Consider the following 12,283-nt stretch of genomic DNA (forward strand, 5'->3'; position numbering starts at 1 on the left):
CGCAGCGAGCCACGAAGGGCCCTCGCCCTCGTCTTGCCAGGCCCTTCGTGGCTCGTCGCTCGCGCTCCTCGCACCTCAGGGAGCAGGGGCTGGGACCTGAGGTTGTGTGGTTCTTTCGGATCAGGCGGAGCGAACCTCCGGCGACCGCGCCTCGGGCGAGAGCTTGCGGTTGAGGAGGTCGAGATCGTCGGCGTCGGACAGCACGGAGTACTCGGAGTCGTCGGGCTGGGCGAGCAGTTCCGGCAACTCGGCCAGCTCCTCGCGTAGCCGCCCGAGGTTGGCGGCGATGTCCTGACGCGTGCGATCAGCCGCCTGCGCGAGTTCGCGTGATCGATCGAGTCGTTCGGTCGCGATGTCGAGCGCGGTCTGACGGATGTGTGCCGCCTCGTCGAGTGCGCGTTCGCGCTGATCGGCGAGTTCGGCATCATGGCGTTCCCGCTCGGCCCGGCGTTCGGCGGCGCTGACCGCCTCGAGTTCGGCGACCTCGGCTTTCGCCTTCTCCACCACTCGGCGGGCCTCGTCTTTGGCGGCTTGCATGGTCTTGGTGTGTTCGGCCTCCATCGCGGCGGTGCGCTCGGCGATGAGGCGGGCGGACTCCGACTCGTTGGCGGCCGCGGTCTCCTTGACCTGCCGTGCCCGGGCGGCGGCCTCGTCGACCAGCTTCTTCGCGGCCGTGCGTGCCTCGCCCCGGACGCGCTCGGCGTCGGTCGCGGCCGACGACCGCATGTCGGCGGCCTCCTGGCGCGCGATGGACAGCGTCTCGGCGGCTTCGGCGGCCGCTTCGGCGCGCATCTCCGACGCTTCGTCGGACGCCAGCTGCAGCATCCGCGACAGTCGCTCGCTCATCCCTTGCGCGGTGGTCGGCGGGACCGAGAGCTTGTCGACCTCCCGGCGCAGTTCGGCTATCTCGTCGCGCGCGTCCTCGAGATGCGCGGCGAGTTCGTGTGCGTTGGCGGTGGCGGCGTCGCGATCGGCGGCGAGGACGCGCAGATCGGCGTCGAGGCGCTGGAGGTGATCGGCGACCTGCTCACGGTCATAACCGCGCATCACGATCGCGAAGGGCAATTGCCGTGCGGGACCTGGCATGGCGGCCAGTGTATCGGAGAGAGTGCGGGATCTCCTCGACGTCGGCGACGCCGTGCGTGGAGGTGCCGAGCCGGCCGGTCCACGGCTTGGAGCGGCCGGCTCGGCATGTCGAGTCAGCTAGCGGCGCAACGGTTTTCGGCCGTTGCGGCGGATCAGTGTGCGGTGGCGGCGGGTTCCACGAGTTCGAGCAGCACGCCGCCCGCGTCCTTGGGGTGGACGAAGTTGATGCGGGAGTCCGCGGTGCCCCGCTTCGCGGCGGGGTAGAGGACCCGGACGCCGGCTTCGGTGAGTCGTGCCGTGACCGCGTCGACGTCGGTCACCCGCACGGCGAGCTGCTGGAGCCCAGGACCGTTGCGGTCGATGAACTTGGCGATCGTCGACGACTCGTCGAGCGGGGCGAGCAACTGGATGACCGCACCGGTGCCGCCGGCCGGGCCGACCATGGCCTCCTCGACGCCCTGCTCGGCGTTCGTCTCCTGATGCAGCGTCTCGAACCCGAGGTGGGTGGCGTACCACTCCTTGGCGGCGTCGAGATCGGGGACGGCGATGCCGACGTGATCGATGGCGACGATCAGGTCGGAGATGAGTGCGGTGGCGCTGGGGTCCGTTGCTGAGGAAGACATGGGACAACGGTAGCGTTGAGGTGTTGAGCGCACAGAGCGGGCGCTCGGTTGGCCCCCCTATCTAGACACTTCCCGGAGGTTCCCTCATGACTTCGACTGCCGACAAGACCACGGTCATCGTCGCCGGCGCACGCACCCCCTTCGGCCGCCTGCTGGGCTCCCTGAAGGACTTCAGCGGGGTCGATCTCGGCGCGGTCGCCATCAAGGGCGCACTCGAGCGGGCCGGCGTTCCGGCATCCGAGGTCGAGTACGTGATCATGGGCCAGGTGCTGACCGCGGGGGCCGGTCAGATGCCCGCCCGCCAGGCCGCGATCAAGGCCGGCATCGGCTGGGACGTCCCGACCCTGACCATCAACAAGATGTGTCTGTCGGGGATCGACGCGATCGCGCTGGCCGATCAGCTCATCCGGGCCGGCGAGTTCGACGTCGTCGTCGCCGGCGGCCAGGAGTCGATGACCCAGGCGCCCCATCTCCTGCCCAACAGCCGCGGCGGCTTCAAGTACGGCAACACCGAACTCGTCGACCACATGGCGTTCGACGGGCTCTTCGACGCCTTCACTGATCAGCCGATGGGGGCGCTGACCGAGCAGGGCAACGACGCCGACGGGTTCACCCGTGAGCAACAGGACGAGTTCGCGGCACGAAGCCACCGGCTCGCCGCAGCCGCGTGGAAGAACGGCGTCTTCGACGACGAGGTCGTGCCGGTGGCCATCCCGCAGCGCAAGGGCGACCCGATCGAGTTCGCCGAGGACGAGGGGATTCGCGCCAACACCACCGTGGAGTCGCTGTCCGGGCTGCGGCCGGCCTTCCGCAAGGACGGCACGATCACCGCGGGCAACTCATCGCAGATCTCCGACGGCGCGGCGGCCGTCGTGGTGATGAGCAAGGCCAAGGCCGAGGAACTGGGTGTCACGTGGCTGGCCGAGATCGGCGCCCACGGCGTCGTCGCCGGCCCGGACTCCAGCCTGCAGGCGCAGCCGGCCAATGCGATCGTCAAGGCCTGTGACCGCGAGGGCATCGCACCCGCGGACCTGGACCTCATCGAGATCAACGAGGCCTTCGCGGCGGTCGGGCTGTCCTCGACCAAGCAGCTCGGCGTCGATCCCGAGATCGTCAATGTCAACGGTGGTGCGATCGCCGTCGGACACCCGATCGGGACCTCCGGGGCGCGCGTCGCGCTGCATGTCGCGCTCGAGCTCAAGCGGCGGGGCGGTGGCGTCGGTGCAGCCGCGCTCTGTGGAGCCGGCGGCCAGGGTGACGCGCTGATCATCCGGGTTCCGAAGTCCTGAACGAACGAGATGTCTACGACATCTTGTAGTAGTTTGCTGTCCGATTCGGCACAATGAGGGCCATGCTGTCATTCTTCGACCTGACCACTCCCGCCAAGCGCTTCCGGTTCGTCGCCGTCGCCGAGGCGATCACCTGGGCGGTCCTGCTGGTCGCCATGGTCGTCAAGCGGGTCAACGACGACGACGAGGCCATCGCCAAGCCGGGCATGATCCACGGGATCGTCTTCGTGATCTTCGTGGTCGTCGCCCTGATCACAGCGATCCAGCTCAAGTGGAACGCGGTGAAGTGGGAGCTGCCGGTGGGTTCGCGGCGGATCGGAATCCCGATCGTCACACTGCTGGCGCTGGTCTCGAGCCTCCCGCCGTTCGGCACGATCGTGTTCGAGTGGTGGGCGCGCCGCAACGGCCATCTCGCCGAACTGTCCACCGACCGCGCGCCCAGGCAGGCCACGGCCTGACCGCCCCGATCCCGCCTTCGATCGCCCCGACGCTCCGGCACTCCCGCCGCAGCGTCGGGGCGATCTTCGCGCTCAACGGGTTTCTCGCCGCGATGTGGGTGGCCCACATCCCGGTCATCAGTGCGCGCACCGGAGTCGATCACGACCAACTCGGCGGACTGTTGCTGTTGCTCGGCGCGTCGGCGTTCGTCGGCATGCAGGTCTGCGGCCGTCTGATCGACCGTCGGGGGTCCCGCCCGGTGACGATCGGTGCCGCGCTGCTGCTGTCGGCGGTCATCGTCGCCCCGGTGCTCGCCGCCGACGCCCTGACGCTCGCCGCCGCGCTCGTCGCCTTCGGATTCGCCAACGGTTGCCTGGATGTGTCGATGAACGCGCAGGCGGTCGTGGTCGAACGGGCCTACGGCCGACCGATCATGTCGTCGTTCCACGGGTTCTTCTCGGCGGGCAGTCTCGTGGGTTCGGGAGTGGTCGCGGCAACCCTGTGGGCCGACGTCGGTGTCGTCCTCACCGTGGCCTGCGCCGCGGCGGCCGGCGTCGGCGTCGTGGCGTGGAACGCGCGCGGTCTCGCCGGTCGCGAGGTGGGGACCGACGAAGCGAGTGCACGCGGTGCAGACGCCGACGGTCCCGCGTCCGGGAAGTGGTGGCACACCGTGGACCGGCGCCGCCTGGTGCTGCTGGCGGTGGTCGCGTTCGCACTCATGCTCGCCGAGGGCACCGCCTACGACTGGAGTGCACTGCACGTGGTCGAGACCTTCGGTTCCGCCGAAGCCGTCGGCGCCATCGCGTTCGGCGCGTTCAGCGCGACGATGACCGTTGCGCGATTCGTCATCGATCCGGTCGTCGGGTCGGTGGGACCGGTGGCGGTCGTCCGCTACGGCGGCCTGCTCGGCACCGCCGGAATCCTGATCGCGGTGCTCTCGCCCGTACCCCTCCTCGCCATCGTGGGATGGGGCGTGTTCGGATTGGGTCTGGCGGGGCTGATCCCGCAGATCTTCACCGCGGCGGGCAATCTGTCGGGGGAGTCGAGCGGCCGGACGATCTCCGCCGTCGTCGGATGCGGCTATCTCGGCATGCTCGCCGGTCCCGCGGTCGTCGGCTTCATCAGCAGCCGGACCTCGCTGAACACCGGGTTGCTCGCGGCCGTGGCGGCGCTCGTCCTCGCCGTCGTGCTCGCGCCGGTCGTTCGCCCGGACCGCACGCGCACCGCCGCGCCGGACGGAACGCGTTCGCCCGACGTCGTCTGATTCCGCGTGGGCGGTCGTGACACACTGGAGGGGTGACGCGACCAACCAATCGTCAGCAGGCCGCCGCCGCGGCCCGACAGCAGGCGGCAGCAGCCATGGCCATGTCCGGCGCGGTGGATCTCGGCGTACTCAAGGAGCGGGCCGAAGCCGAACGCGCACAAGCGCAACGGGCCCAGTCGCAGGCCGCAGCACGACCTGCCGCGCCCGGTGAGCCGCCCGCCGAGGGCGGGCAGCCGCCGGCCGCCGGTGCGGGAACCGCGGCGGCCGCGGTCCTCGACGTCACCGAGGAGACGTTCGAGGCCGAGGTGCTCAACCGGTCGATGCAGCAGCTCGTGGTCATCGACCTGTGGGCGGAATGGTGCGGGCCGTGTAAGCAGTTGTCGCCGGTCCTCGAACGCCTCGCCGCGCAGTCGGGCGGGCGCTGGGTGCTGGCGAAGGTCGACGTCGACGCCAATCCCCGTATCGCACAGGCGTTCCGGGTGCAGTCGATCCCGATGGTCGTCGCGATCGTGCAGGGACAGCCGGTGACCGCCTTCAACGGGGTGCGCTCCGAGGCCGAGATCACCCAGTGGATCGACGACATCTTCGCCCAGATCGGCGACATCCTCCCGGGCGTTCCCGACGGGCCCGCACCCGAGCCGGAGCCCGAGGACCCGAGGCTGGTCGCCGCCGAGACGAAGCTGAACGACGGCGACTTCGACGGCGCACTCGCCGACTACCGGGCGATCGCCGAGGCCGAGCCGGAGAACCTCGAAGCGGTGTCCGCCGCGCGGAACCTCGAGTTCATCCTGCGGGCGCAGGCGCACGATCCCGCCATCGTGGAGTCGGCGTCCCCCCGTGACGTCGACGCGCAGCTCGCGGCCGCGGACGTCCTGCTGCTCAACCAACAGCCCGAAGCCGCGTTCGACCGCATCATCGACGTCGTGCGCGTGACCGCGGGGGAGGAGCGCACCCGGGCGCGCACCCGGCTGCTCGAGCTGTTCGAACTCTTCGATCCCGCCGAGCAGTTCGTCGTGAGCGCCCGGCGCAAGCTGGCCAGCGCCCTCTACTGACGGGTTGAGGCCACTACTCCCGCGGCACCAGCCAGATCGCCGAGTTGGCGGGCAGCATGACCCGAGCCGACACGGGACGTCCGTGATAGGACGGCCCGTCCGCCGTGATCGAACCCATGTTGCCGCGCCCGGCACCGCTGTAGGCGTCGGCATCGGTGTTGAGGATCTCGTCCCAGACCCCGGCCGAGGGCAACCCGACCTGATAGTCGGCGCGGTCGGAGCCGCTCAGGTTGAACAGGCACGCGACGACCGATCCGTCGGTGCCGTACCGGAGGAAACTGATCACGTTGTTGGCGGTGTCGTTGGCGTCGATCCACTCGTAACCCAGTGAATCGATGTCCTGGGTGTACAGCGCCGGTCGGGACCGGTAGATCCGGTTCAGGTCGGTGACGAGGGCCGAGATGCCGGAGTGCAGTTCGCCCTCCCAGCCCTCCAGCTGATGCCAGTCCAGACTCCGGTTGTCGGCCCATTCGCCGGTCTGCCCGAACTCCTGTCCCATGAACAGCAGTTGCTTGCCGGGGTGGGACCACATGTAGGCGAGGTAGACCCGCACGCCCGCGGCCTTGGCGAACGAATCGCCCGGCATGCGCGTCCACAGGGTGCCCTTGCCGTGCACGACCTCGTCGTGGGAGAGCGGCAGCACGAAATTCTCGCTCCACGCGTACACCAGCGAGAAGGTGATCTCGTGGTGGTGGAAGCTGCGGTGGATCTGATCGCGGGACAGGTAGTCGAGGGTGTCGTGCATCCAGCCCATGTTCCACTTGAAGCTGAACCCCAGCCCGCCGAGATCGGTCATGCGGGTCACGCCCGGCCATGCGGTCGACTCCTCGGCCACCGTGATCACGCCCGGGAAATGTTTGTGCACAGTCGCGTTGGTCTCCTGGAGGAACTGCACCGCCTCCAGGTTCTCGCGACCGCCGTGCACATTGGGGCGCCATTGCCCGGCCGGTCGTGAGTAGTCCAGGTAGAGCATCGAGGCCACCGCGTCGACGCGGAGACCGTCGATGTGGAACTCGCTGAACCAGAACAGGGCGTTCGCCACGAGGAAGTTGCGGACCTCGTGCCGGCCGAAGTCGAAGACGTAGGTGCCCCAGTCGAGCTGCTCGCCGCGCATCGGATCGGCGTGCTCGTACAGCGGGGTGCCGTCGAATCGGGCGAGCGCCCAGTCGTCTTTGGGGAAGTGGGCCGGCACCCAGTCGACGATCACGGCGATGTCACGGGAGTGGAGGTGATCGACGAGGTAGCGGAAGTCGTCGGGCGTTCCGAAGCGCGCCGTCGGCGCGTAGTACGACGTGACCTGGTAACCCCAGGAACCGCCGAACGGGTGCTCGGCGACGGGCAGGAACTCGACGTGGGTGAAGCCCTTCTCGACGGCGTAATCGGCCAGCTCGTGCGCGAGTTCGCGGTAGCCGAGGCCCTGACGCCAGGACGCGAGGTGGACCTCGTAGACGCTCATCGGCTCACGCTCGGGCGCGGACCGTTCCCGGCGCGCGATCCACGCGTCGTCGGTCCAGACATGTTCGGACACGGTGACCCGGGACGCGGTTGCCGGGGGCGTGCTGGTGCGGAAGGCCATGGGGTCGGCCTTGTCGCGGATGACGCCGTCGGCGCCATGGACGCGGAACTTGTAGTGGGTCCCGTCGCCGACGTCGGGGATGAAGACCTCCCACACCCCGCTGACCCCGACCTTGCGCATCGGTGCAACCCGCCCGGTCCAGTCGTCGAAGTCGCCGATCACGGTGACACCGTGGGCATTCGGCGCCCACACGGAGAAGGCGGTGCCGTGCACGTCGCCGTCGGTGGTCGTGTACGACGTCACCCGCGCACCGAGGGCGTTCCACAGTTCCTCGTGGCGGCCCTCGCTGAACAGATGGATGTCGACGTCGCCGAGGCTCGGCAGGAACCGGTAACCGTCGGCCACGACGAATTCCGACGTGCCCCCGGTGGAATCGGGGTAGACGACGCGGTACCGGTAGTCCATCAGGTCGGCCATCGGCACGGTGACCACCCACAGGTCGTCGGTCTGACGGGTCATCGGATGATCGACTCCGCCGATGACCGCCGACACCGAGATCGCGTTCGGGCGCAGGGTGCGCAGGATCGTCGCGCCGCCGGGCGCGTCGTGGGCGCCGAGGAAGGCGTGTGGATCGGGATGGGTCTGCGCCGCGAGCCGACGCAGGTCGTGGTCGGTCGCGTAGGGGTCGGGCAGGTCTGGCGGATCGGTGCGATCGGTCACTGATACCTCACTGGATCCGATAGGCGAGCTGTTGTGCGGCAACAGGTTCGAGGGGCGGCAAGGCGAGGATGTGCGCCACCGCCCGCCAGGGCTCGAGCCGGACGTAGTTGTCCTGGCCCCACCAGTACTCCTCGCCGGAGACCTCGTCGCGGACGGGGAAGCGGTCGTACCACTCGAAGCCGAGCTTCGGCAGGTCGAGCCAGACCGTGGAGTCCTCGGGACCGAACGGGTTCAGGTTGATCACGACGATGACCCGGTCGCCCGACACCGGGTCGATCTTCGAGTAGGCGATCAGCGACGGGTTGTCGACATGGTGGAAATGGATGTTGCGCAGCTGCTGCAGTGCGGGGTGCCGGCGCCGGATCTCGTTCAGCGAGGTGATCCACGGCTCGAGCGACTCGCCGCGGCTCGCCGCCGCCTTGTAGTCACGGGGCCGCAGCTCGTACTTCTCCGAGTTGAGGTACTCCTCGCTGCCCTCGGTCACGGCGACGTGCTCGTACAGCTCGTATCCGCTGTAGACACCCCATGTCGGGGCCAGGGTCGCGGCGAGCGCGGCGCGCAGTGCGAACATGCCCGGACCGCCGTGCTGAAGACTCTCGTGCAGGATGTCGGGGGTGTTGACGAAGAGGTTGGGGCGGGCCTCGTCGGCGTGGTCGGCGATCTCCCGGCCGAACTGCTCGAGCTCCCACTTCAGCGTCTTCCAGGTGAAGTAGGTGTAGCTCTGGCTGAAGCCGAGCCGGGCGAGGCCGTAGAGCCGCGCCGGCCGGGTGAAGGACTCGGAGAGGAAGAGCACGTCGGGGTGGCGCTTCTTCACCTCACTGATCAGCCACTCCCAGAAGTTCGGCGGCTTGGTGTGCGGATTGTCGACGCGGAAGATGTCGACTCCGAGCCCGACCCAGTGCAGGACGACCTTGAGGACCGCTCGGTAGATGCCGTTGCGGTCGTTGTCGAAGTTCAGCGGGTAGATGTCCTGGTACTTCTTCGGCGGGTTCTCCGCGAAGGCGATGGTGCCGTCGGGCTGGGTGGTGAACCACTCCGGATGCTCGAGCGCCCACGGATGATCCGGTGCGCACTGCAGGGCCAGATCGAGCGCGACCTCGAGGCCGAGTTCGCGAGCCCGGCCGACGAAGTACTCGAAGTCCTCCTCGGTGCCGAGGAGGGGATGGATGGCGTCGTGCCCGCCGTCGGATGATCCGATGGCCCACGGCGAACCGACATCCTCGGGTCCCGCGACGAGGGTGTTGTTGGGGCCCTTGCGGTTGATCTCACCGATCGGGTGGATCGGTGGCAGGTAGACGACGTCGAAGCCCATGTCCGCGATGCGCGGCAGATCCTGGGCGGCGGTGAGGAACGTGCCGTGGACGGGATTGCCCTCACCGTCCCAGCCGCCGGTCGAGCGCGGGAACAGTTCGTACCACGAGCCGAACAGTGCGCGCTTGCGATCGACCCACACCCGGTAGGTACGGCTCTTGGTGACGAGCTCGCGGACGGGATGGGCGGTCAGCAGTTCGACGACCTCGTCGGAGACCGCCAGACCCAGCCGGTTCTCGACACGGCGACGACGTGCCCGGAGTTGGCGCGCGGCGTCGAGCAGGAGTTCTCGGTCATCACCGGCGACCAGGTCGGCTGCGGTGTCCAGTACCCGCGCGCCGGTCTCGATGTCGTTGGCGAGGTCGGCGGCGCCCTGCCCGGCGTCGAGCTTCTTCAGAACGGCCGAACGCCACGTGGCGTAGGGGTCGCTCCAGGCCTCGATCCGGTACGACCAGAATCCGACGGCGTCGGGGACGAAGGCTGCGTTGAAGGTGTCCGGTTCCGGCGCGGGAACCATCCGGACATCGAACGGCCCGCGTCGCGGAGCCTCGACGTGCAGTGTGACGCCGAGCGCGTCGTGTCCTTCGCGCCAGGCCGTGGTACTGACCGGGAAGTATTCTCCCACAACGGCTTTGGCAGGTTGCTGGCCCGCTGACACAAGGGGTGCGATGTCGTCGATACCCATGCGCCCGATCACGTGGAGCCTCCTGTCGTCAGCTCCCGTGAGTGGCCGGGGTGCGCTGTCGGTCTCGCCTTCGTTGGTATCACCGGTACCCAACCTAGTGCCCCGCGGACGGGATTGTCTTGTCATGGATCGCCCGCCGTGTCGGGCGGGCCGGGCGCGGCGGGGTCGGTCGAGGTCAGCCCACCGAACGGGCGGGATCGGTCAATCGGGTCAGTGCCGAACGGACGACCGCGGGGTCGGTGGTGCGCCACATCGGGGGCAGCGACGCGAGCAGATAGCCGCCGTACCCCGCCGTGGCCAGTCGGGAGTCGAGGACCGCGACGACCCCGCGGTCGTCGACCGAACGCAGCAGGCGGCCGGCGCCTTGGGCGAGCAGCAGCGCGGCGTGGTTGGCCGCCACCGACAGGAATCCGTTGCCGCCGCGCGCATCGACCGCACGCTGCCGGGCGGTCAGCAGCGGATCGTCGGGACGAGGGAAGGGGATGCGGTCGATGAGCACGAGGCTCAACGACGGGCCCGGCACGTCGACCCCCTGCCACAGGGACAAGGTGCCGAACAGGCAGGTCGCCGGGTCGTCGGCGAACCGCCGGACCAGGGTGGACGTCGTGTCGTCACCCTGGCACAGCACCGGGTGGTCGGTGCGGTCGCGGATCGCGTCGGCGGCTTCGCGCGCCGCGCGCATCGAGGAGAACAGACCGAGCGTGCGTCCGCCGGCGGAGTTCACGAGCTCGGCGATCTCGTCCATCGTCCGCGACGAGATGCCCGAGCGGTCGGGTCGGGGGAGGTGACGTGCGACGTAGAGAATCGCCGACCGCGGATAGTCGAAGGGCGAGCCGGCATCGAGGCCGGTCCAGCGTGCCGAACCCGAATCGGACGGGACCGCCTTCCCGCTGGCGGTGACGTCGGCTGTGCTCGACCCCGCTGCCGGGCTCGTCTCGTCCGTCACCGGACGGTCGGTCCCGCGCCCCGACGCCGGGAGTCCCCAGGTCGCGGCGAGGGCGTCGAAGGAGCCGCCGATCGTGAGGGTCGCCGAGGTCAGGATGACCGTGGCGTCGGCGAACAGGGAGGCCCGGAGCAGGCCGCCGACCGACAGGGGTGCGATGTGCAGGATGGGCCGGGGCTCGGCCCCGCGGCGTGAGGTGTCCAGTGACGCCCACACGACGTCGCGCCGCTTCGCCTCGTCGGGTTCGTCGAACGCACCGAGTACGCGGACGACGGTGTCGTGCATGTCCTCGAGTGAGGTCAGGGCCGCCGAGCGGGCGGCCGCCGCGCCGTCGTCGGCGCCGGCCATCCGTACCGGTCCGATCGCGGTGCGCGCCTGCCACAGCCGGTCCCGCAGCATCACGAGGACAGCGGTGGCGTCGGACGGCAGGCCGGTCCACTGGCGCATCGGCGCGTTGTCGAGCAATTCGCCCAGCTGTTCACCGGCGCCCAGGAGGGCGTCGGCGGTCTCCTCGTCGACGAGCTTCCCGCACCGGCGTGCGACGAGCGCCACCGAGGCCGCCGACAGTTCGTCGGTGGCCACCGACGTCATCCGGTCGACGAGCTCGTGGGCCTCGTCGATGACGACGACGTCGTGCTCGGGCAAGACGTTGGCCGGGCTCGTGGCGTTGATGGCCAGCAGCGCGTGGTTGGTCACCACCACGTCGACCTTCCCGGACCGACGGCGGGACTGCTCGGCGAAGCAGTCCTCGCCGTAGGAGCAGTTGGCCGCGCCCAGGCACTCGCGGGCGGTGACGCTGACCTGTCGCCACGACCGGTCGGAGACGCCGGGGACGAGGTCGTCCCGGTCGCCGGTCTCGGTCTCGCTGCTCCACTCCCGCAGACGCGTGACCTCCCGGCCGGTGCGCGACAGCTCGAACGGGTCGAACAGCTCGGTGTCCGGCTCGTCGGCGGTACCGGAGTGGATCTTGTTCAGGCACAGATAGTTTCCGCGCCCTTTGAGAATCGCGAAGGTGGGCTCGCGGCCGATCGGCTTCTTCAGCGCCTTGGCCAGGCGGGGGAGATCGCGCTCGATGAGCTGGCGCTGCAACGCGATCGTCGCGGTGGACACCACGACGGTGCGGCCGCTCTCGACGGCGTGCCGGATGGCCGGCACGAGGTAGGCCAGCGACTTGCCGGTGCCGGTGCCGGCCTGGACCGCGAGATGCTCGCCGGTGTCGATGGCATGCGCCACCGCGGAGGCCATCGCGACCTGACCGTCGCGGCGGCGACCGCCGAGTGCGGTGACCGCCGCGTCGAGAAGGTCGGTCACCGGGGGTGTGTTGGGCATGAGGTGTGTTCCGGTTGTCCTTGCTGG

At 69.4% G+C, this 12,283-nt stretch carries 9 protein-coding genes; 4 read left to right on the forward strand and 5 right to left on the reverse strand.

Annotated elements, in window-relative coordinates; all coding sequences use genetic code 11:
- Positions 1 to 120: 120 nt before the first annotated feature.
- Entirely contained in the window at positions 121 to 1,086 is a 966-nt protein-coding gene (locus Q9R39_RS22470) for a hypothetical protein (protein ID WP_058249977.1), read from the reverse strand.
- A gap of 152 nt (positions 1,087 to 1,238) precedes the next feature.
- Positions 1,239 to 1,709: a methylmalonyl-CoA epimerase gene (mce, locus tag Q9R39_RS22475; RefSeq protein WP_058249978.1), complete on the reverse strand. Its 471-nt coding sequence runs from the start codon at positions 1,707 to 1,709 to the stop codon at positions 1,239 to 1,241.
- Positions 1,710 to 1,795: 86 nt separating this feature from the next.
- Here mce and Q9R39_RS22480 point away from each other — a divergent pair, with 86 nt between their 5' ends.
- The 4 genes from Q9R39_RS22480 (at position 1,796) to Q9R39_RS22495 (ending at position 5,752) form a co-directional block, all read left to right on the forward strand.
- Positions 1,796 to 2,998: an acetyl-CoA C-acetyltransferase gene (locus Q9R39_RS22480; RefSeq protein ID WP_065629062.1), complete on the forward strand. Its 1,203-nt coding sequence runs from the start codon at positions 1,796 to 1,798 to the stop codon at positions 2,996 to 2,998.
- Positions 2,999 to 3,060: 62 nt separating this feature from the next.
- Positions 3,061 to 3,456 (forward strand): DUF3817 domain-containing protein, encoded by a 396-nt coding sequence (locus Q9R39_RS22485; RefSeq protein ID WP_311278288.1) that lies wholly within the window; start codon positions 3,061 to 3,063, stop codon positions 3,454 to 3,456.
- Between the two features lie 92 nt (positions 3,457 to 3,548).
- Positions 3,549 to 4,700 (forward strand): MFS transporter, encoded by a 1,152-nt coding sequence (locus Q9R39_RS22490; protein WP_311278299.1) that lies wholly within the window; start codon positions 3,549 to 3,551, stop codon positions 4,698 to 4,700.
- Between the two features lie 95 nt (positions 4,701 to 4,795).
- Positions 4,796 to 5,752: a tetratricopeptide repeat protein gene (locus tag Q9R39_RS22495; protein WP_311278300.1), complete on the forward strand. Its 957-nt coding sequence runs from the start codon at positions 4,796 to 4,798 to the stop codon at positions 5,750 to 5,752.
- A 13-nt stretch (positions 5,753 to 5,765) separates the two neighbouring features.
- Here the strand turns inward: Q9R39_RS22495 and glgB are convergent, their stop codons facing one another.
- The 3 genes from glgB to Q9R39_RS22510 form a co-directional block, all read right to left on the reverse strand.
- Complete coding sequence (gene glgB, locus Q9R39_RS22500; RefSeq protein ID WP_065629060.1) at positions 5,766 to 7,988, reverse strand: 1,4-alpha-glucan branching protein GlgB; 2,223 nt, start codon at positions 7,986 to 7,988, stop codon at positions 5,766 to 5,768.
- Between the two features lie 7 nt (positions 7,989 to 7,995).
- Entirely contained in the window at positions 7,996 to 9,996 is a 2,001-nt protein-coding gene (locus Q9R39_RS22505; protein ID WP_311278289.1) for a maltotransferase domain-containing protein, read from the reverse strand.
- A gap of 163 nt (positions 9,997 to 10,159) precedes the next feature.
- Positions 10,160 to 12,256, reverse strand: a complete 2,097-nt coding sequence (locus Q9R39_RS22510; RefSeq protein ID WP_058249984.1) for an ATP-dependent DNA helicase — start codon at positions 12,254 to 12,256, stop codon at positions 10,160 to 10,162.
- Positions 12,257 to 12,283 lie beyond the last annotated feature (27 nt).

This window comes from Gordonia sp. AC31 (genome assembly GCF_031844505.1).
GTDB classification, from domain to species: Bacteria; Actinomycetota; Actinomycetes; order Mycobacteriales; family Mycobacteriaceae; genus Gordonia; species Gordonia hongkongensis.

What these genes read in the sequence shown, in the direction of transcription:
- Q9R39_RS22490 (WP_311278299.1), top strand. Translation starts at nt 3,549, where the DNA reads ATGTGGGTGGCCCACATCCCGGTCATCAGTGCGCGCACCGGAGTCGAT.
- Q9R39_RS22470 (WP_058249977.1), bottom strand. Translation starts at nt 1,086, where the DNA reads ATGCCAGGTCCCGCACGGCAATTGCCCTTCGCGATCGTGATGCGCGGT.
- Q9R39_RS22510 (WP_058249984.1), bottom strand. Translation starts at nt 12,256, where the DNA reads ATGCCCAACACACCCCCGGTGACCGACCTTCTCGACGCGGCGGTCACC.
- Q9R39_RS22480 (WP_065629062.1), top strand. Translation starts at nt 1,796, where the DNA reads ATGACTTCGACTGCCGACAAGACCACGGTCATCGTCGCCGGCGCACGC.
- Q9R39_RS22495 (WP_311278300.1), top strand. Translation starts at nt 4,796, where the DNA reads ATGGCCATGTCCGGCGCGGTGGATCTCGGCGTACTCAAGGAGCGGGCC.
- mce (WP_058249978.1), bottom strand. Translation starts at nt 1,709, where the DNA reads ATGTCTTCCTCAGCAACGGACCCCAGCGCCACCGCACTCATCTCCGAC.
- Q9R39_RS22485 (WP_311278288.1), top strand. Translation starts at nt 3,061, where the DNA reads ATGCTGTCATTCTTCGACCTGACCACTCCCGCCAAGCGCTTCCGGTTC.